The organism is Tolypothrix sp. VBCCA 56010 (assembly GCF_050875635.1).
Lineage (GTDB): Bacteria > Cyanobacteriota > Cyanobacteriia > Cyanobacteriales > Nostocaceae > Hassallia.
Genome location: NZ_JBPAOH010000047.1, coordinates 1 through 19,369, shown reverse-complemented (window position 1 = coordinate 19,369; position 19,369 = coordinate 1). Strand labels below are relative to the sequence as shown.

The 19,369-nt window shown below is 43.6% G+C and carries 17 protein-coding genes; 13 read left to right on the top strand and 4 right to left on the bottom strand.

Annotated features, from left to right (window positions below; all coding sequences use genetic code 11):
- Nucleotides 1-94: 94 nt before the first annotated feature.
- A complete protein-coding gene (ctpA, locus tag AABK37_RS17555; RefSeq protein ID WP_432552837.1) occupies nucleotides 95-1,348 on the bottom strand; it encodes a carboxyl-terminal processing protease CtpA in 1,254 nt (417 codons plus the stop codon).
- Between the two features lie 407 nt (nucleotides 1,349-1,755).
- Between ctpA and petB the strand changes: the two genes are divergently transcribed.
- The 7 genes from petB to AABK37_RS17520 all read left to right on the top strand — a co-directional run bounded on the left by petB (nucleotide 1,756) and on the right by AABK37_RS17520 (nucleotide 6,978).
- The gene (petB, locus tag AABK37_RS17550) at nucleotides 1,756-2,403 is read left to right on the top strand and encodes a cytochrome b6 (RefSeq protein WP_432552836.1); all 648 of its coding nucleotides are present in this window, start codon (nucleotides 1,756-1,758) and stop codon (nucleotides 2,401-2,403) included.
- 176 nt (nucleotides 2,404-2,579) lie between these two features.
- Nucleotides 2,580-3,062, top strand: a complete 483-nt coding sequence (petD, locus tag AABK37_RS17545) for a cytochrome b6-f complex subunit IV (protein ID WP_039737518.1) — start codon at nucleotides 2,580-2,582, stop codon at nucleotides 3,060-3,062.
- Between the two features lie 219 nt (nucleotides 3,063-3,281).
- On the top strand, nucleotides 3,282-3,725 hold the full coding sequence (locus AABK37_RS17540; RefSeq protein ID WP_432552835.1) for an ATP-binding protein: 444 nt from the start codon (nucleotides 3,282-3,284) through the stop codon (nucleotides 3,723-3,725).
- 443 nt (nucleotides 3,726-4,168) lie between these two features.
- Nucleotides 4,169-5,155 carry a GDP-mannose 4,6-dehydratase gene (locus AABK37_RS17535; protein ID WP_432552859.1) on the top strand — a complete coding sequence of 329 codons (987 nt, stop codon included), beginning with the start codon at nucleotides 4,169-4,171 and terminating at the stop codon, nucleotides 5,153-5,155.
- A 49-nt stretch (nucleotides 5,156-5,204) separates the two neighbouring features.
- A complete protein-coding gene (locus AABK37_RS17530; RefSeq protein ID WP_432552834.1) occupies nucleotides 5,205-5,366 on the top strand; it encodes a hypothetical protein in 162 nt (53 codons plus the stop codon).
- Nucleotides 5,353-6,525, top strand: a complete 1,173-nt coding sequence (locus AABK37_RS17525) for a glycosyltransferase (RefSeq protein ID WP_432552833.1) — start codon at nucleotides 5,353-5,355, stop codon at nucleotides 6,523-6,525. The genes AABK37_RS17530 and AABK37_RS17525 overlap by 14 nt, the downstream gene beginning before the upstream one ends.
- Before the next feature lie 81 nt (nucleotides 6,526-6,606).
- Nucleotides 6,607-6,978, top strand: a complete 372-nt coding sequence (locus tag AABK37_RS17520; RefSeq protein WP_039737525.1) for a hypothetical protein — start codon at nucleotides 6,607-6,609, stop codon at nucleotides 6,976-6,978.
- A 274-nt stretch (nucleotides 6,979-7,252) separates the two neighbouring features.
- Here the strand turns inward: AABK37_RS17520 and AABK37_RS17515 are convergent, their stop codons facing one another.
- On the bottom strand, nucleotides 7,253-7,684 hold the full coding sequence (locus AABK37_RS17515) for a hypothetical protein (protein WP_432552832.1): 432 nt from the start codon (nucleotides 7,682-7,684) through the stop codon (nucleotides 7,253-7,255).
- A gap of 301 nt (nucleotides 7,685-7,985) precedes the next feature.
- Between AABK37_RS17515 and AABK37_RS17510 the strand changes: the two genes are divergently transcribed.
- Together AABK37_RS17510 and AABK37_RS17505 are read left to right on the top strand one after the other, a co-directional pair.
- On the top strand, nucleotides 7,986-8,342 hold the full coding sequence (locus AABK37_RS17510; RefSeq protein ID WP_432552831.1) for a hypothetical protein: 357 nt from the start codon (nucleotides 7,986-7,988) through the stop codon (nucleotides 8,340-8,342).
- Between the two features lie 58 nt (nucleotides 8,343-8,400).
- Complete coding sequence (locus AABK37_RS17505; RefSeq protein ID WP_432552830.1) at nucleotides 8,401-10,533, top strand: pentapeptide repeat-containing protein; 2,133 nt, start codon at nucleotides 8,401-8,403, stop codon at nucleotides 10,531-10,533.
- On the opposite strand, the gene AABK37_RS17500 is transcribed toward AABK37_RS17505, so the two are convergent.
- Entirely contained in the window at nucleotides 10,471-10,776 is a 306-nt protein-coding gene (locus tag AABK37_RS17500; RefSeq protein ID WP_432552829.1) for a hypothetical protein, read from the bottom strand. The genes AABK37_RS17505 and AABK37_RS17500 overlap by 63 nt on opposite strands.
- A 23-nt stretch (nucleotides 10,777-10,799) precedes the next feature.
- Here AABK37_RS17500 and AABK37_RS17495 point away from each other — a divergent pair, with 23 nt between their 5' ends.
- Nucleotides 10,800-11,531, top strand: a complete 732-nt coding sequence (locus AABK37_RS17495) for a hypothetical protein (RefSeq protein ID WP_432552828.1) — start codon at nucleotides 10,800-10,802, stop codon at nucleotides 11,529-11,531.
- 90 nt (nucleotides 11,532-11,621) lie between these two features.
- Here the strand turns inward: AABK37_RS17495 and AABK37_RS17490 are convergent, their stop codons facing one another.
- Nucleotides 11,622-12,764, bottom strand: a complete 1,143-nt coding sequence (locus tag AABK37_RS17490; RefSeq protein WP_432552827.1) for a quinone-dependent dihydroorotate dehydrogenase — start codon at nucleotides 12,762-12,764, stop codon at nucleotides 11,622-11,624.
- 209 nt (nucleotides 12,765-12,973) lie between these two features.
- On the opposite strand from AABK37_RS17490, the gene AABK37_RS17485 reads away from it, so the two are divergent.
- From AABK37_RS17485 to AABK37_RS17475, 3 genes are all read left to right on the top strand, one after another.
- Nucleotides 12,974-15,829: a GAF domain-containing protein gene (locus tag AABK37_RS17485; protein ID WP_432552826.1), complete on the top strand. Its 2,856-nt coding sequence runs from the start codon at nucleotides 12,974-12,976 to the stop codon at nucleotides 15,827-15,829.
- Nucleotides 15,830-16,212: 383 nt separating this feature from the next.
- Nucleotides 16,213-17,238 (top strand): response regulator, encoded by a 1,026-nt coding sequence (locus AABK37_RS17480; protein WP_432552825.1) that lies wholly within the window; start codon nucleotides 16,213-16,215, stop codon nucleotides 17,236-17,238.
- 163 nt (nucleotides 17,239-17,401) lie between these two features.
- Nucleotides 17,402-19,363 (top strand): GAF domain-containing sensor histidine kinase, encoded by a 1,962-nt coding sequence (locus tag AABK37_RS17475; protein ID WP_432552824.1) that lies wholly within the window; start codon nucleotides 17,402-17,404, stop codon nucleotides 19,361-19,363.
- The last annotated feature ends 6 nt before the right edge of the window (nucleotides 19,364-19,369 follow it).

Genomic DNA, 19,369 nt, shown 5'->3' with positions numbered 1-19,369 from the left:
CGCCACAATTGGCAAAGTATGGAACATGTCATCAACGATTGATGTCAGTTCAACCTGGTGTCAAAATGTAGATGTTATTACTCTCCCAATCAAATCAGAAGTCTATTGAATGCGAGATTACTGGCGAATTTTTCGCCAATAGTTCCAGCGCTGCTTGATACTGCAAATCGTCTTGCGTACCAATTTGCTCGCGAGTAATAGGATGTTGGGAAATCTCTTTATCCGGTTTAATACCGAGTTTATTTATATCTCGGTGATTAGGAGTTTCATACTTAGCAATTGTTACCGCCAAGCCAGAACCGTCCGACAATTCAAATAAGGACTGGATTAAGCCTTTACCAAAGGTAGTTTCTCCGACTAGTTGGGCACGATTGTTATCTTGCAGTGCGCCGGCGAGAATCTCACTAGCACTAGCAGTTCCCTGATTAACCAAAATTACTAGCGGATCTGGCGTCAGCGCTGAACCAGAGGCTTCAAAGCTGCCTTGAATGCCTTGTCGGTTAACTGTGTAAACGATAGTGCCTGAATCGAGCCACATGCGGGCAATTTCAATTCCTGATTGCAGCAATCCCCCAGGATTATTTCGCAGGTCGAGAATGTAGGCAGCAGCGCCTTTTTTTTCTAGACTAGTAATAGCGTGTGCCAATTCCATTGAGGCGTTGGCATTAAATTGAGTTAGGCGAAGGTAGCCGATGGGCGTACCTTGTTCTGAAGAATGTAATTCTGCTATTACAGGGTTAAGAGCGATGCGCGATCGCATAAGTCTAAATTCCTTTTCGCCCTCTCCGTCTCGTTCTATCAGCAAAGTGACGAGACTGCCAGACGGTCCGCGCATCTTCGTAGCAGCTTCGTCAAGGGTGAGATTTTCTGTGGAGATGCCTTCAATTTTGACAATGCGATCGTGCGGTTTAATTCCTGCTTTGTCTGCTGGTGAACCAGCGATCGGTGCTACTACTTCCAACTTCCCCGATTGGGCATTAAGCGCTATTTGTAATCCCACTCCCGTCAGTTCACCAGATGTATTAACCTGTAAGCTGCGGTACTGCTCAGGATCTAAAAAGCGCGTAAAGGGGTCGTCGAGGCTCTTGAGCATCTTCTGAATTGCCCCATAAGCTGCTTCACTGTTCTTCAGCGGCTTCTTCAAAACTTCTTGCCGCACCGTCGCCCAGTTTTGATGATTAAACGTCTCATCCAAATAAGTGCGATTGACAATTCGCCATACTTCTGATATCAGCTTTTGTTCATCCGTCAAAGCCGCCGCCGGTTGAGCGAGTAGCCCCAGCGCCAAGCAAAATGCCACTAGCAGTGACAATCCAACCCGAAAAACCTTTTTGTGCATGAACCGCATTTTCAACTTCACTCGTGACCCAAAGAAAGCAAAAATAGCTTAGTTGCCTTGTTGATTGATGAAATCTATCTCTCGACTATGTTACTTTTTTTATAGAAGTGGAGTGTTGCTCTCATCAATTTATTTAGGCAAATGATGACAGTAAATCCCACTCTGAAAACGATAAGATCTACTTTGTGTCCATCATCCCTGGTGTTGAGGTACAAAGAGAACGCAATATATTCCCTCTTTGTAAAGTGTCTAAGTTTCTTAACAATTCTTAACACTCTGACAGATAACAAGCAGTAAAATGCACTTTGCTAAAATCCCAAAATCCTTAATTGGGACAGAAGTGTGAGCAGCCATTAGCCGCTTATGACTTCGCAAAATTTATCAACCGCAACCGACTTCGAGGAACTTGAGATTGTATGGCTAACGTTTACGACTGGTTTGAGGAACGCTTAGAGATTCAAGCGCTGGCTGAAGACGTCACCAGCAAGTACGTCCCTCCCCACGTCAACATCTTCTACTGCTTGGGTGGCATTACCTTAATGTGCTTTCTCATCCAGTTTGCCACTGGATTTGCGATGACGTTTTACTACAAGCCAACAGTAACTGAAGCTTACTCTTCCGTACAGTACCTAATGACCGAAGTGAACTTCGGCTGGCTCATTCGCTCCGTTCACCGCTGGTCTGCCAGCATGATGGTGCTAATGATGATTTTACATACCTTCCGGGTTTACCTCACCGGTGGATTCAAAAAGCCCCGCGAATTAACCTGGGTAAGTGGTGTCATCCTAGCTGTAATTACCGTTTCCTTTGGTGTAACGGGCTACTCCCTACCTTGGGACCAAGTAGGCTACTGGGCTGTAAAAATCGTTAGCGGTGTACCAGAAGCGATTCCTGTAGTTGGCGTTTTGATTTCCGACTTGCTGCGTGGTGGTTCTAGCGTCGGTCAAGCAACTCTAACTCGCTACTATAGCGCCCACACCTTTGTATTACCTTGGTTAATTGCGGTCTTCATGCTGTTTCACTTCTTGATGATCCGCAAGCAAGGCATTTCCGGTCCTTTGTAAACTGAAGTTATTAGCGAAAAAGGTAACAGTTGTCAGTTTTCAGATAGGGATGTTTGTTTTAAACTTATGAGAAATAAGAAACGAACATTCGCATCTGTAAGCTGAAAGCTAATACCTAATAGCTGATAGCTTTTACAAATGCTTTAACTTAACTTAAGCACGAGAGCACACAAAAAATGGGAACACAGAAAAAACCCGATCTGAGCGATCCTCAGTTAAGAGCCAAACTTGCCAAAGGCATGGGTCATAATTACTATGGCGAACCTGCTTGGCCCAACGACTTACTGTATGTCTTCCCCATCGTCATGATGGGAACCTTCGCCTCTATTGTGGCGCTAGCTGTGCTAGATCCTGCCATGACAGGTGAACCAGCGAATCCTTTCGCCACACCCTTGGAAATTCTGCCAGAGTGGTACTTGTATCCGGTATTCCAAATTTTGCGGACGGTTCCTAGCAAACTCTTAGGAGTATTTGCGATGGCATCTGTCCCCTTAGGGATGATTCTCGTTCCTTTTATTGAGAACATTAACAAGTTCCAAAATCCATTCCGCCGTCCAGTTGCAACCACAGTGTTCTTGATTGGCACTGCCGTTACCCTTTGGTTGGGTATTGGCGCTACCTTCCCAATTGATAAATCTTTGACCTTGGGATTGTTCTAAATCAGCCGCCAAGAAGCGCTTTGACGCCTGTGAGTTTCAAGAGCAAGTGCAGATGGATGTATTGCCTCTTGAAAAATCAACAGGCGTCAATTTTAGTAATCCAGATCGCATCTGGAATTTTAAATTTTGGAATAGATGAAAATACTATTCCAAAATCTAAAATGTTTAAGCTACAACAGATACAAACATTTTCACTCATTTATATTTAAGTCACGGTCAATGCTTAGTATAATGAAGCAAGACCATCTGAGGGTTAAGAGCGATCTGAAGCTTCTGAACCAAGTACAACAATGGTTTGAGAATTTTTGTCTGCAACACTTGTCTCAACTTGGCTGGTCAGAAAGCCAACTTTATCGCCTCAACTTAGCATTGGCAGAAGGCTTTACAAACGCGGTTCGTCACGCTCATCATGCTTTGCCGCCGGAAACAACCATTGAGATTGATGTTTCTCTATGGATTGATCGGCTGGAAATTAGAATCTGGGATCATGGAAAACCTTTTAATCCCGATGCGATAGTAGAGCCAGAACCGGGCACTTTGCAAGTAGGGGGATACGGATGGTTTCTCCTGCGACGCTTGGCAGACAGCGTTGTTTACGAACGTGGTGCAGATGGAAGAAATTGTCTGCTCATCGTCAAATATGGTCAAAAAGGGCAGCAGTAGGCGCGAAAAATCTTAGAACAAGCAAGAAGCGGGGAGCGCACCTGGTTTAAGAGGAGAATGCATTCCCTGCTGCCCCTAATATCAAAATTGATAATCTTTATATATCCTGCGCCACTATAAAAATACTGAATTTTGCTGAATTATTATAAAGATTTAAAACATACGTCTGTATCAAAAAAAATACTGAATACCGTAAAGACAGCATTCGAGTTGTAGTCACTCGTTTGCTAGGATTTGGCTGCGAGAGACTCTTTTGGGTCGAAAACTGCCTGAGTTACTGTAATTTCCGGCAGTTTTGAAACCTTTATAAAGAAGCTTCATAATGACTTTCGTCGAGTTGTAAAAACAGGCACGAAGCGCTTTGTGCTTGATTACTCCAAGTCAATAAGAGTATTTTCATGCCATTTAGTGCCCAAAGAGATAGAAAGGATAAAAAACAAGATATGACTAAAACAGCCTTAATCACAGGAATTACCGGTCAAGATGGCTACTATCTCAGCCACTTGCTGCTTAATCGAGGTTATCGAGTTGTGGGATTAGTACCCCCGCATCGACAAGCAAATTTGGCGAAACTGGGAACCTTGGCACACCAGGTAGAAATTTACACTGTTGATTTAAGAGACACTCTGGCACTGTTGACAGCAGTAGAACAACTGCGTCCCCAAGAAATTTACAATTTAGCGGCTCCCAGCTTTGTACCCGATTCTTGGAACGATCCTCTGGGAACTTTGGATTTGATTACTGGTACCGCTACCAGGCTATTAGAAGCAGTGCGGCAGGTTGGTTTGTCTACGCGATTTTATCAGGCAAGCAGTTCGGAAATGTTTGGGGATGTAGACAGATCGCCTCAAGATGAAGAAACACCCTTTCGTCCGAAAAATCCCTATGCGGCAGCAAAATTGCACGCCCACTGGACAATGGTACACCATCGACAGCGCTATGGTCTATTCGCTTGTAGTGGAATTTTATATAATCATGAGTCGCCTTTACGCGCACCTCAATTTGTGCCACGCAAAATATCCTTAGCGGCTGCATCTATTAAATTGGGTTTAACCGACACCTTGGAAATGGGCAACTTAGATGCTAAACGCGATTGGGGCTTTGCAGGCGATCACGTCGAAGCCATGTGGCGGATGTTACAAGTTGACGAACCAGAAGAATACGTGATTGGCACAGGTAAGCTACATAGTGTTCGCGAGTTAGTTAGCGCAGCTTTTGAGTGTGTCGATCTGGATTGGACGCGCCATGTAGTCATTAACACCGATTTGCTGCGACCGGATGAGCATTTTCAACTAGTTGCCAACCCAACTAAAGCTAAAAACAAACTCGGCTGGCAACCCCAAGTCAGCTTTGAAGAACTTGTACAGAAAATGGTACAAACAGATTTAGAGCGTTTGCAAAGTGGTGCGATCGCAAAGCGTGCGCCTTAGCGCATTCGCGCCTGCTACATCGTCACCGTCAGTATGAAGCAAATGGGTAATGGGGAATGGGCATGGGGCATGGGACAAGGAGACAAGGAGACAAGGAAGAATTTATCCGATTCTCAATGCCCAATGCCCAATGCCCAATGCCCAATGCCCAATGCCCAATGCCCAATGCCCTAATAATTTATATTTTGTAAATAAAAATGCTAATCAATAAAGTGGACGAAACATCACACTTAAGTGATAAATTTGGCAAAAAGACTCAGCATGTTTTCGTATTCTTAGAAATTTTTGAACGCGAAGGCGGAATTCAATCGTATGTAAAAGATATTTTTCGAGCTTATAACAAGTTAAAAGAACCCTCACAGGCAGAAGTATTTTTACTGCGAGATGGTTGTGAGTGTGAAAATCCTTTTGAATCTGAGCATTTAAAATTTCATTACTTTAAGAATCAGTCGCCGAAGTTGGGCAGAGTCAAAATGGCAGCAGCATTACTTAAGTGTCTGCTGCAACAGCGCCCCCAGCAAGTTTTCTGCGGTCATATCAATTTGGCGGTACTGATACAAACCCTGTGCCAGCCGTTGGGCATTCCCTACACTGTATTAACTTACGGTAAAGAAGTTTGGGAGCCTCTTAAAAGTGTAGAACGTCGCGCCCTAACATCAGCATCCGGGATTTGGACAATAAGTCGCTACAGCCGCGATCGCGCTTGTGCCGCTAATAATATAAACCCTAACATCGTGCAGATGCTACCTTGCGCTATTGATGGAGATAAATTTACACCAGGAGACAAACAGCCAGAATTAATTGAAAAGTATGGTTTAACTGGTGCCAAGGTCTTAATGACTGTAGCGCGATTGTGGTCAGGAGATATTTACAAAGGCGTAGATGTAACTATTCGGGCTTTACCGCAAATAGCCCGGGTCTTTCCTGAAGTAAAATACTTGGTAATTGGACGAGGCGACGATCAACCACGATTAGCCCAGCTAGCATTAGATTTAGGTGTGAGTTCACAAGTTGTTTTTGCTGGTTTCGTCCCTACTTCCCAGCTAATCGAACACTACCGTCTCGCTGATGCTTACATTATGCCCTCCCAAGAAGGCTTTGGCATTGTCTATTTAGAGGCGATGGCTTGTGGAGTGCCGGTGCTATCAGGTGATGATGATGGCTCTGCTGACCCCTTACAAGATGGTAAACTAGGATGGCGAGTACCGCACCGTAATAGTGATGCAGTGGCGGCGGCTTGTTTAGAAATTCTCAAAGGTGATGACCAACGTTGTGATGGCGAGTGGTTGCGAGAACAAGCGATCGCTATATTCGGTATGGAAGCCTTCCAACAGCGGTTGCAACAACTTTCATCAAGAGTTAAGAGTTAAGACCATTGACCATTGACTCTGAACTATTGACTATGTTGCAAACTCGCTATCCTAGAAGGAGAGCAGGACAACATTTAAAAAATGAGCCTTAAATCCTTACAGTTAAATCTTTTAAATCTCCGCCCTTGGCTGACTGTAGTAGCAGTTATCTGGTTGCTGGGGTCATTGGGCTTGGGCTGGTTGGTAAATTCGCTGCTAATTATTTTTGGGCTGCTATTCTTGGCACCCGTTTTAGCTTTCTTTGGGTTTCGCTGGTGGCTACAACGCAACTTGGTTAATGACCAGTGTCCCGTCTGTACGTATCAATTTAGCGGGTTAAATAATACTCCGTTGCAGTGTCCTAACTGTGGAGAGCAATTATTGGTGCAACAAAAACATTTTCGGCGTTTCACACCAGAAGGGACAATTGATGTTACCGCAGTGGAAGTGCCAGCCCAATCGATTGAAGATTAGTCAATGGTCAAGGAAGAGGCAGGGGAGCTTTCTAGCGGGGAGCAGGGGGGCAACCCCATCCATGAATGGAGGGGCTTGGACGGTTCGGAGGGGAGAGGGGGAGGTTCCACGAATAAATACGTTCGCATGCAACCAGATTGCTTTCTATACAGGGGACAATTAATTTTCGCATCGCCTTCTTTTCCCCCTTGCTCCCAGCAAGAACTGTACTCCTGCATGATTTGGTTAAGAGTCAACAGTTATGCATCGGCTTCAGTAGACTTTTGACTTTTGACTACTTCTTTTGTTGCGAAAATGAAAGGCTATAGTTATACTGTCGTTGGGATAGCTCACCGACATATATTGAGTAATTCCCTTTTTGCCAGTAACCTGAAATTTCTGGCTTGCCTCCAGAGTAACTATCCGCTAAAACACAGAAGCGCCCTCCAGGACCGTCAATCAGCAGTGTCGGCTTTCCAGGGCTTTCAACTGTTAATCGCAAGTAAGGTAGTGGATCTGTAATCTGGATAACTTGATTAGGTGCAGTGGCAATGTTACCGCAATTGCTTTTTTTTTCTCCCCCTGACTTGCCATTGACAATCAGTGGCTCGGGTTGGGAATTGGGTTTGATTACTACAAGTGGTGCTTCAGCCAAAGTAACATTGGTGAAAACCAAACTCATCGCCAATACTGCGGGAACAACCGTAAATAGCTTAAGCGTCTTCATCTGCTAATGCCCCCAATTTAGATAGCGATATTGATATACATAGCTTGAGTTGGTAGACACTGGCAATTGATTTTTTGTTTCTAAGTGTGGCGTATAATTTTTTCTTTGCCAAATAAATCACTACATGACTAAAGATTCAAGAAGGTAAATGCGATCGGTGATGGCGATCGCCTAAAAACCAACAACAAAAAAACATAATTTTTCCCTGAAGAGAAAGGTATTTTATACACAGATGAGAAAATCACAAGTGATTTTCAAAAATCTGTGATTTCACAAGTATCCTAGCTAAGGTAAAAAATTTATGAATCCTCAAGGAAACAGAGAAGATGATTTGCAGCATCGCCTTCAACAGTTAGAGGAAGAAATGAACTCTTCGTCTCCAAAAGTAGTGGTTGAGCAGCCAGAAGCACAAAAACAGACATCTCAGTTGAATTTTCTTGCCTGGAAGCCGCAGTTAGAGAGATTTAAAATCTGGTTCAAAAGCCTTTCGGTAACGGGAAAACTTGCTGTAGGGAGCGTAAGTGTTTTATTGGGTTTGGCGATGCTGCAAGCGGTTTTCAAACTCGTTGCGTCTGCTGTCAGTCTGGCAGTGTTGGCAGGGTTAGTGTATCTTGGATACAAATTTTTTGTGTCCGGTAGCTTTCAACGCAAGCAATAGTATTGTTGTCATCCATAATCGATAGTGGTGTGGAAATAAACTTAAAGGGAATTATGTAATGGCGATTCCAAGTGTGAGGAGAAGTAATCATCAAACCAGCAACTCAAAAGAACCGGAAAAATCGAATTTTCTACCCTTGGGAACTAAGCGTATTGCTGCTTGGGTAGCTGAAATTACATTGGTAGTTACCAGTGGGTTGATTCCCTTCGGTATGGGTGTATACGCGAATTCTCGAAGCGATCTAGACCGAGTACCACTCAACCCGGTGCTTGTAGTCACTGAAAGAGCGATCGCTCAACCTTTGGCTCTACCTGTAAGTTACGGTACGCGAAATGTAGCATGGCCCACTAACTTTTTGTGGACAGTAGCTTTGTTAGCTCCCCTGACAGTCTCTGGCTGGCAATTATATTTACTGGCTAAAACTGGTAGCACCATTCCCAAGCGTTGGTTTGGGGTTCGGGTTGTTAACGACAAAGGCGCACCTCCCGGTTTCGCGGCTGTTTTGGTGCGAGAAGGAATTGGTCGTTGGACTGTGCCCATGTCCATCGCTTATCTGGTATGGAGATACAGCTTATTCTTTCCTAATTTAAGTGCTTTTACGGGATTAATTGCTTTGCTTTGGTTGGCAGAAGGGATGGGTTTACCGTCGAAGCACGAGCCTAGGCGGGCACTACACGATCGCTTGGCGGGTACTTACACCATAGATGCTAATCGCCCCTTTACACCCCCGGTGTTAGCTAGTAGTAATCAGCCTAGCTTGACACAAGATGAGGAACAAGCGATCGCCTTAGAATATGTCGATCGGCTTAACCTCTGGGGACGGATGCGGCAAAACCCCAGTCTGCCTTTGTTTGGGGTAGCACTTCTGAGTATGGTTGCCGTGTTAGGAACTTTAGTAGCTACTCAAGTTTACATCCAAACTCAGGAAACTAAGCGCGAAGCCGATCGAGGTAAAAGACAACAGTTTCTCGCACTCGAAAAACAGTTAACTCCCAACTCCACCGCTAGCGATGAGGAACGCCGAAGTGCAATTTTGGCAATGGGTACTCTGAATAACCCGCAGGCGATGGAATTTTTGGTGAGTCTGTTAGCTAAAGAAACCAACCCCATTTTACTTGATACGATTCAACAAGCGTTGGTAAATATCGGTCCGGAAGCCATTCCCGATTTAAAACGCATGAATCAGTTTCTTGCTGGTGAGATAAATGCTAACAGCAACTCGCCCCAAGATAGAGAAATGCGACAAACAAAGTTACATATCAATCAGCGAGCGATTAACAAGATTTTAGCTGTCTACAGCAGTCGAATCAACAGCCTCGATCTGAGTCGCACTCAATTGGGACAAAGCGGCACTGGGAATAGTTCCAACTTCAACTTGGTATTAAACAATGTTGATTTATCGGGAATTAATTTCAAATTCGCAAATTTGAATTCTGCGAGTTTTAAAAGTAGTCGTTTCCGGGGTGCAGGTGAAGATGGACGCTGGGATACTTACGACGATTCAATTGCTGATTTAAGTGGCGCTCAAATCAAACAAGCCAATCTCACCGATGCTAACCTCAGCCGCGTTTTGATGATCGGTACCGATTTGAGACGTGCTACTCTCAACAGAGCTAATTTATCCAATGCGCGTTTGGTTGGTGCTAAACTTGGCAGCGCTCAGTTAGTGGGAGCGGATCTGCGGGGTGCAGTTTTGGAAAATGCGAGCTTGACTGGGGCTGATTTGGGCGAAGCGAAATTAAACGAAGCGAATTTGTATGCTGCTAGTTTAAGTCGGGTGATTGCGATCGGTACGCAATTATCTTTTGCTAACTTAATTAAAACTAATTGGCAAGGATCGGATTTATCAGGAGCTTATTTGGATCGCGCCAATCTAAGCGATGCTAACTTAAGTGCGACTCGCCTGACTGGTGCTATATTGCGATCGGCTCAGATGTCTAATACTAATTTGCGGAATGCCGACTTGAGCCTTGCAGATTTACGGGGAGCAAATTTGACTGGCGCTGATTTTCAGGGAACAATTCTTGCTCCTAGCAAACAAGATCCGGCAGATCAATTTGTGCAAACGCCAGCACTCGGCGCACAATCTGCTGTAGTACAGGGAGTTGATTTTACTCAAGTCAAAAATTTAGATCCCAAGCAACTGGCTTACATTTGCACTCAAGGTGGCATTCATCCTCGTTGCCCTTAGGGGGAGATGGGGGAGAGGGGGGGATGGGGGGAGTGGGGGATGGGGCGAGTGGGGGGAAAAAGAATTATTCTTTTTGTCTCCTTGTCCCCCTGTCCCCCTGCCCCAGTGTCCTCCTTGTCCTCCTTGTCCCCCTGTCCCCCTGTCCCCCCTCCCCCTTCCCCTCTTTGTCGGCAAATTTGCTACATTTTGCCAAATACTACAAACAAACGTGCCGATTTTTGCCAAGATAATATTATTTCCCAAAAAGTCACTGGGCAATAATCGGCATGAGTGAAAAATCCATAGAAAGCGGCGGGAAGGGTTTTCTCGCTCTACTTTTGCCAATCTCTTTTTTAATTATTTTTCTGGTTTCCACCTGGCGAGTTTTGCTGGGTGTTATTTTGCTGACAGCTGGTTTTAATCTTTGGCAGCGCTATAAATGGCAAAAGTGGTGCCAAGAAGTTAACCCGATTTTCAATAAAATGATTCGGGAAAGCCAGGGCAGAATTACGCCAATGGATTTGGCAATGAAGGGCAATTTTTCTGGGCAAACGGCGAAACGTTATCTAGATACTAAAGCCACGGAATTTGGCGCTAGCATTTTGAATGAAGACAGCAGTCCGGTCTATCATTTCATCACTGGTAGCATTCTCGGCAGCATACTTGACAGTAGCGAGCCAATTAAAGAACTTGCTTCTAAACCTGTTGCCATTAATGCACAATTACTGGCAGCACCGTTACCTGAGGTACAAAAGGAAAAAGCAGAAGCTGAATCATTAACACAAGCAACTACAGAGGAAGTAAAAAAACCTCTGGAAAAACAGTTAGTTTTTGGCTCTCTTATCCAATCGGAACTGGCTAAACGGCTAAATGTTTATTCCAGTACGGTATATAAGCGACGAAACGATCCAGATTTTTCTGAGTGGAGTCGCAGCAGAGATCCTGATGGGATTGCTTGGAGTTTTTCCCGGACAAATAAGGAGTTTTTTCCTTTGGAGGAAGAAGGGAGTAGGGAGTAGGGAGTAGGGAGTAGGGGCTGGGGGCTGAGGGCTAGTAAGAAGTTACAATTTAATAATTTAAAGACAAAAGTAATTTTGACTTTCTAGCTTCTAGACTCTAGCCCCTAACCCCTCTTTTCCTACGGCTTCGGAGATGGAATTTAGTCCGTTTTGTTCTAATTTGGAAAGCAAGCCTTGAAGAATACGGCGTACCATAAAGGGACCTTCGTAAATCCAGCCTGTGTAAACTTGGATGAGACTAGCGCCAGCAATAATTTTTTCCCAAGCGTCTTCTGGGGAAAAGATGCCGCCAACGCCGATTATCGGCATTTTACCTTGGGTTTGCGCGGCAATAAACCGAATTATTTCTGTGGAGCGATCGCCTAATGGCACACCACTAATTCCACCCGCTTCTTCTTTTACAGGTTTGCCGGTTTGGTCAATAACCTGCGTTTTCAGTTGATCGCGCCGGATGGTCGTATTAGTAGCAATAATCCCCGCCAGCTGGTATGTCTGAGCCAGGGAAATTATGTCAGCGATCGCTTCCCATTCTAAATCTGGTGCTATCTTGACAAAAATAGGTTTTTGTGCAGTGTTTTCTTTTTGCAAGAGATCCAAGATAGAACTAAGCATAGCGGCATCTTGAAGCGATCGCAACCCTGGCGTATTCGGCGAAGACACATTAACCACAAAATAATCTCCACAATTCTTAAGTAAGCGAAAACTGTTGAGATAATCTATTGCGGCTTCTTCTAAGGGTGTTACCTTAGATTTACCCAAATTTACACCTATTGGTATTGAGATTAAATTCTGCTGGCTTTCTGCCAAAAGTTTTGCGATCGCTGCCGCACCATTATTATTAAAACCCATGCGGTTAAGAGCGGCTTTATCCAACGGCAAGCGAAACAAACGAGGACGGGGATTTCCTGGCTGTGGGTGGTAAGTGACAGTTCCTAATTCGGCAAAGCCAAAACCCAAACTCGACCAAATAGCAGATGCAACTCCATCCTTATCAAATCCAGCAGCTAACCCAAGAGGATTTGGGAAGTTTAGCCCAAATAAAGTTTGTTCTAAACGTGTATCCTCAAGACACAAAGACTGCTGCAAGCGGTGATGTATCCAACTAGCGGGTGGATTATTGCTTGTTTGCGACAGCCATTTTAAACTGCGAATCGTTGTGGAGTGCAACCACTCTGGATCTGCTTTTACCAGATTAAATAAAAGAGGACGAATAGCAACTTGATAAATATCCATTTCAATCCCTGATAGGGATTAACATACAACAGCCTGCTTTTTTATCTGTTAAACCCGGATATTTTGAGTTTATCAAAATTTTACCACTTTATAATAACGAGAATTACTTTAATTTCCCATAACTGGAGTGCAAGCACTAGTTGCAATATTAGTCTGAGTGCTTTTCTGGGCATCCTATATATTACAAGCTATATTGACTCATAATTTAGATGGCGCAGAACCAAAAACCTATAGTCGCCGAATCACAAATTTTTTCCTTGGGTCGCGTCCTGCAAAGCCTTAGGGAAGAAGATAATGTTGATATTCTGATTGAAACTACTATTTCTTATCTAAAAGAGCAGTTTGACTTTAAATTGATTTGGATTGCTCTTTACGACAGACTTAATCATATATTGTTTGGTAAAGGAGGCTTTACGCCAGGTAATGACACCACTGTTTTACAACAGCGCGTGGTTCTCAGTCCCGGAGATTTATCAGAGCAAATAGTAATTGAACAGCGTCCGTTGGCTGTAGCCGATTTGCGAGCCGAAAATAGAGCGGAGGAATGGCAGGAATTAGCAAGAAAATACAACATTCAAGGAACTATTTTTTTGCCAATTCGTTATAAAGACCGTTGTTTGGGTGTGGTGTTGCTGGGTTCAGAACGTTGGGGTTACTTGCTGGGGGGGGAAGACAAAGCAAAGCTATCAATAGTTTTAGGCGAACTGGGAGCGGAACTGTATCAAAGTGAGATTAATTTGCAGCATCAGCAAATCAAGCGTCTTGACGAGCCTTTGATTAAATTATTGGAGCGAGTGCAAACCCTAAATAATTTAGAACCAAAGTTAGAAGCAGTAGTACAGGCAACTCATGAATTTATCTCTCCTAGCCGCACCAGTATTTACTGGTTTGCGCGGTCAGGGCGTTACTTTTGGCGACGGGTGAGCAATCAATCAAAGAGTATTAGCGATACCAGCAATCAGCAACCTTCGGGAATTACGGTACAGGAGTTTAGCGATTTTTACTACGCTTTGTCGGTCAATCAAATTGTCTCGATTGGTGAGGCGCGTAGTTCTCTCAAAAGTAATTTTACCGGAAAGTTGCTGCAACGGCTGCAAGTGCGATCGCTTTTGGCAGCCCCCATCATCTGGCAAAAAGATTTGCTTGGCTTTTTGGCAGTGGAAGCGAATGAAGCGCGAATTTGGACGGAAGCTGAGACAAGTTTCCTCAAAAGTGCTGCTGGGTTAATTTCTCTAGTTGCTCCCACCCAAAGTATGGAAAGTACTATCAATCAAGTTCAACTTGATTCTCAGTTAACTAGTCAAGTTGCCCAAGCTATTTATAGCGATCGCGATCTGGAAGAAATTTTACGCAACTGTGCGGCAAAAGTTTTGCAGCGCTTAGAGGCAACTTGGTTTTTACTCTTACAGTACAACCCAGACCAAAATAATTATCAATTTATTTACCAAAGCCAGCTTGTTAATCGCCGATGTTTGACATTTACTCTCGATGCTCTCAAAGAAGTTGATTCACAGCTTTTGCAACGTGCTACGGTAGCAGTGGGGATAGAAAACTTTGAGGAAGATTTGCGCTTTTTTAACTGGCGTTCCCCGTTGCTGGAAAATAACGTCCGATCGCTTTTAATTAGTAATTGTACTGCCAAACATGCACCAGAAACGCTTTTAATAATTGCTCACGAAACTAACCGCGCTTGGACAACTTTAGAAAAAGAGCTTTTGCAAATTGTCGCTCAACAAATTGGTGTGATTGTCCGTCAGTGGCAGTTACAAGCAAATACCCAGCAGCAGCAACAAATTTTACAAATTTTTCAGCAATGTTTTCGGATTACGGAACAGGCATACGCCACAGCCGAAGAAGAAAAGCATCTAGAACGTACAGCACTACAACAAATCGCATCTCTTCTCGGTTGTCCTTTGGCGATATTATTATCTTGGTCGCCCGATCAGCGTGTTGCAGAAATTATACCGGGACTAATTGCCAATAATCGGTTTGCGATCGCTTTGGATGCACTTGTCCCGATTCAAACAGAAGTTTTGATTCAGTGGGCGCTTGCTACTGATGGTGTATTAACTCTGAGCGTGAATGATTTACCACCTGATACCAAGAAATGGTTGAATGGTATCGACATCGGTCAAATTTTGGTGATGGCATTACGTACCAGTCCTGATTATCAACCTACAGGTGTAGTGTTGATGGCAGACAATTCAGAACGTCGCTGGTCAGAACAAAGTATTTATACCACAGAAAGTTTAGTTTGTCAACTAGCTTGGTCGCGGCGATGGTTGCAAATCACTCAAAGTCTTGAATCGACAACCGAGAAATTACAACAACTCAATTGGTACAAACATCGTCGTTTAGAAGACATTCAAAGAACGACAACGTTGTTACTCGGTCAAATTCATGATTTAGGCGTTCCGGCTACTGAACTGGCTCAAATGCGTTGTCAGCAACTGCTGCGGCAATTAGATCATACAACCGCTTCGATGACAGGACTGTTAAAACTGGAGCAGTGGCAGTTGGTTTTTAGCTGTGAAACAATGCCAATAGCTAGTTTGTTTAAGCGATCGCTCGAACGAATTGATAATTTAATTAAACAGCAAAGGCTGTGGGTAAGCGTGCATGGTTTAGGGCAATCAATTGGCATTCAAGAGTCAGAACAAAGCGGTTTAGTTCAGCCTACAGGAAAAACTACAATAGCGATCGCTGGCGATATCGTGAAAATAGAATTAATTCTACATGAATTGTTGCTGGGAGCATGTCATCGTTCTCCAAGCGGTGGCAGAATTGATATCTGGTGTCGCCGTTTAGATCAGCGCTTCTTAGAAGTATCAATTACAGATAATGGCATCATTGACCCACAGCTACTTCAAGAACTACACCCAGATACACCCAAAGATTTGCTTGCTTTCTCAAACCTCAATCAACCACCAGCTTTGCACCTGCTGATTTGCCAAAACCTCATGCACAAACTAGGCGGAGAATTGCAAATTTATCAATTACCAGATAATCGAGTAGTCAGCCGCTTATTGTTGCCTTTAACTTGTGGCAATGATTCATCATACTAAATTGCACATTTAAACATGAAACTGCTTCAATTCTCAGCAACTGACGACAAATAAGAGCGTTATTTGACATGAGATAATGCTGAAAGCTATATACAAATAAAATTATACATAAGTTAATAAAAATCATTTATTTTTAAGAATTATTAAGTTATTCATAAATTTAAAATTCGGTATAATTAGTATTGTGATTTGTTAAAAGCAAAAAAATGTTCAGTAAAATTGCTAACAATGAAAAGCAATATTATTTGAAAATATCCTGAATATATAAGCACTTTTCAGGGAAAAGTTTTAAAATTTCAAGAGTAATCAAATATAGATGCAAAGATAATTAAAGATATTTTGTTAGTTGAGTATGTCGTAAGTAGTAAAAAGGAAAGTTAGTTGTGAGTAAAGAAGAGTTTACCTATAGTTTTAAAAAAAATTTGCAGCAGATACAGGAACTGGAAAAATACATAATGCAGTTGCCAGGACAACAAGCAATCGCTGCATTAAAAGCTGTTACTGCTTCTATAGAGAATCTAGAAGTATTCAAAGAAGAAATGCAGACTACTTTAGAAGTAATGAAAGACGTTCAAGAAAAACTGCTGCAACAAAATGAGACGATAATAGCAGAATGTAAGATTTATCATGATTTATTTGAATTTGCACCTAATGCGTATTTGTTTACAGATGCTAAAGGAATAGTTATAAAAATAAATAACGCTGCTGCTGCATTGTTAAATGTGTTGCCCAATTTATTAATTGGCAAATCATTAATAAGTTTTGTATCGAAAAAAGATCGTCTATTGTTTCTTACCAAACTAAAGCAGTCGTTGAATGTAAACTCTGTGCAAGAGTGGGAAATATCTATCTGTCCCCTTGAGGGTCAAGCTTTTGATGCAATACTTTTGGTGAAGCCTGGGCGAGAAACTTCTAGAGGATTGGATGTATTACAAATATGTGTACATGATATTACTAAGTACAAGCAATTAGCAGCAAGTCAGCAGATACCTGCCTTGAGCGCACCTATGGAAAAACCCAATGGGCTGGATGGCTTACGCGTATTGTTTGTAGATGACGAAGCCGATAGCCGTGAGTTGATTGCAGCAGTGCTAATGCAACATGGAGTTGTAGTAACAACAGTTACTACAGTAACAGAGGCGCTCTTGGAAGTAGAGCGATCGCGCCCCGATGTGATACTCAGTGATATCAGAATGCCCGATGAAGATGGCTATGCTTTGATTAAGAAAATACGCGCACTAGAAGCTCAGAAAGGATGGCAAATTCCTGCCGGTGCTATAACAGCTTATCTTGCAGAAGACCGAGCAAAGGCAATAAAAGCGGGTTTTCAGTCGCATTTGCATAAACTTGCTGAACCAAAGGAGTTAATTGCAATGGTTGCACAGCTTGCAGGACGAAGTGAAAAGTGAGCAAGGGAAGCAATCTTATCGCAGGGGAGGCTGTTCAAAGAGCAGGGAAGGAAGGAATTTTAGTTTTTTACAAAGCTGGAATTTGATATCAATTCAGTAACAGTTTAGAATTTTCTTAGCTGAAAGATTTCAGACTTAAGTAGATATCTTTTCCCCAGGAAACATGGACAGCTTAACCGAAAACAAGAAAGCTGCTCTCGCTTTGGATGTATTTGCGGGTGGTGGCGAGATGGGTGAGTTGATGCGATCGCTCGACTGGTCACAAACGCCGTTGGGCCCGGTCGAGTCTTGGTCGCAAAGTTTGCGAACAGCCGTGAGTATCTGCTTATCTTCTAATTTCCCCCTTTGCCTGCTGTGGGGACAAGAGATAATCCAACTCTACAATGACAGCTATCGCCCGATTTGTGGTGCCAAACATCCTCAAACATTGGGTAGTCCGGGACAGGAGCATTGGTCAGAAATTTGGCACATTCTCGATCCGCTCTTTGAAGGTGTTTTCCAGACGGGACAACCTGCCTATGTTGAAGATATGCAAATGTTTATCAATCGCAATGGCTACCTTGAAGAAGTTTACTTGACCTTTTCATTTAGTCCCATTCGTGATGAAAGCGGTGAGGTTGCGGGCATTTTCCATCCCATAATGGAAACAACTGCACAAGTGATTAGCTCTCGACGGCTACGAACACTCAGCGATTTAGGAACAAAGCTTGGAGCAGCAAAGACGTTGGAGGAGTGTTGCCAAATTGCGATCGCAACGCTTTCGCACAATGCGGCTGACATTCCTTTTGTGGTACTCTATCTGCTTGCTGATGATGGAAAGCGTCTTCAGCTTTGTGGAACGACCGGATGGGACAAAGACTGGTATGCCCTTCCCCGCGTCATTGATATAAGCGCATCAGAAAAACTGGAATTTCCGTTTGCACAAGCAATTCATACCAGACAGGTTGAGCTGGTGGAGATTGCAAGTCACAAGGATTGCAACAGCGTCCCTCTCAACACAGAACTACCTAAGACAAAACCCGTTTCTGCTCTGGCTTTGCCCTTGATCCAACCAGGGCAAGATCGTCTTACTGGCTTGCTGATTGCAGGTATCAGCCCTCACCTTTGGCTTGACTCTGACTATCGGCGATTCTTTGAATTGGTTGCCGGACAGCTGACAACCGCTATGACGAATGTTCGTGCTTACGAAGAAGAACGCCTGCGAGCCGAGGCATTGGCAGAATTAGACCGCGCCAAGACAGCCTTCTTCAGCAACGTCAGCCATGAATTTCGCACGCCTTTAACGTTGATGCTCAATCCACTTGAGCAAGTCATCGCCGAAACACACGGTCTACTACAGCCCGAACAGCGCGAACAACTTAATATTGTGCAACGAAACGCGATGAGACTGCACAAACTAGTCAATACCTTACTTGACTTCTCCCGAATTGAAGCAGACAGAATACAAGCAGTTTATGAGCCAACCGATTTAGCCCAATTCACAGCCGAGTTAGCCTCAGTATTCCGTTCAACTATTGAAACAGCAGGACTGCAATTAATCGTGGATTGTCCGCCCCTGAGCAACTCCGTGTATGTAGACCGCGAAATGTGGGAGAAAATTGTTCTTAACTTAATCTCCAATGCGTTCAAGTTTACCTTTGTTGGTGAAATTGTTGTTTCATTACACCCAATTGGTGACAAAGTAGAGCTAAAAATCCGAGATACAGGCACAGGCATTGCTCCCCAAGAGTTACCCCGAATTTTTGAGCGCTTTCACCGTATACGAAGCGTACAGGCAAGGAGTCATGAAGGGTCAGGCATTGGGCTGGCTTTGGTGGCTGAACTCGTTCACTTACATGGCGGTACTGTAAACGTGGAAAGTGTCTTGGGTAGAGGAACGACATTTACAGTAACGCTACCCACAGGCTCATCGCACTTGCCAAGTAATCAAATTAGTACCAGTACACCAGCATCAACATCAGTAGGTGCTGCCCCCTATGTGCAGGAAGCACAGCAATGGCAAAAAGAAGAAAATTTGTGGTTTTGGGGGCAGCAAGCTTTGGGGGCAACAAAAACACCCCAACACACACCACCCCACGCCTCCCCCCTACGGATTTTGTTATTGATGTATCATCGCCACCTCTAGCGACCT

Excerpts from the sequence above, each read along its gene's own strand:
- ctpA (WP_432552837.1), bottom strand. The coding sequence starts at position 1,348 with ATGCGGTTCATGCACAAAAAGGTTTTTCGGGTTGGATTGTCACTGCTA.
- petB (WP_432552836.1), top strand. The coding sequence starts at position 1,756 with ATGGCTAACGTTTACGACTGGTTTGAGGAACGCTTAGAGATTCAAGCG.
- petD (WP_039737518.1), top strand. The coding sequence starts at position 2,580 with ATGGGAACACAGAAAAAACCCGATCTGAGCGATCCTCAGTTAAGAGCC.
- AABK37_RS17540 (WP_432552835.1), top strand. The coding sequence starts at position 3,282 with ATGCTTAGTATAATGAAGCAAGACCATCTGAGGGTTAAGAGCGATCTG.
- AABK37_RS17535 (WP_432552859.1), top strand. The coding sequence starts at position 4,169 with ATGACTAAAACAGCCTTAATCACAGGAATTACCGGTCAAGATGGCTAC.
- AABK37_RS17530 (WP_432552834.1), top strand. The coding sequence starts at position 5,205 with ATGGGGAATGGGCATGGGGCATGGGACAAGGAGACAAGGAGACAAGGA.
- AABK37_RS17525 (WP_432552833.1), top strand. The coding sequence starts at position 5,353 with ATGCTAATCAATAAAGTGGACGAAACATCACACTTAAGTGATAAATTT.
- AABK37_RS17520 (WP_039737525.1), top strand. The coding sequence starts at position 6,607 with ATGAGCCTTAAATCCTTACAGTTAAATCTTTTAAATCTCCGCCCTTGG.
- AABK37_RS17515 (WP_432552832.1), bottom strand. The coding sequence starts at position 7,684 with ATGAAGACGCTTAAGCTATTTACGGTTGTTCCCGCAGTATTGGCGATG.
- AABK37_RS17510 (WP_432552831.1), top strand. The coding sequence starts at position 7,986 with ATGAATCCTCAAGGAAACAGAGAAGATGATTTGCAGCATCGCCTTCAA.
- AABK37_RS17505 (WP_432552830.1), top strand. The coding sequence starts at position 8,401 with ATGGCGATTCCAAGTGTGAGGAGAAGTAATCATCAAACCAGCAACTCA.
- AABK37_RS17495 (WP_432552828.1), top strand. The coding sequence starts at position 10,800 with ATGAGTGAAAAATCCATAGAAAGCGGCGGGAAGGGTTTTCTCGCTCTA.
- AABK37_RS17490 (WP_432552827.1), bottom strand. The coding sequence starts at position 12,764 with ATGGATATTTATCAAGTTGCTATTCGTCCTCTTTTATTTAATCTGGTA.
- AABK37_RS17485 (WP_432552826.1), top strand. The coding sequence starts at position 12,974 with ATGGCGCAGAACCAAAAACCTATAGTCGCCGAATCACAAATTTTTTCC.
- AABK37_RS17475 (WP_432552824.1), top strand. The coding sequence starts at position 17,402 with ATGGACAGCTTAACCGAAAACAAGAAAGCTGCTCTCGCTTTGGATGTA.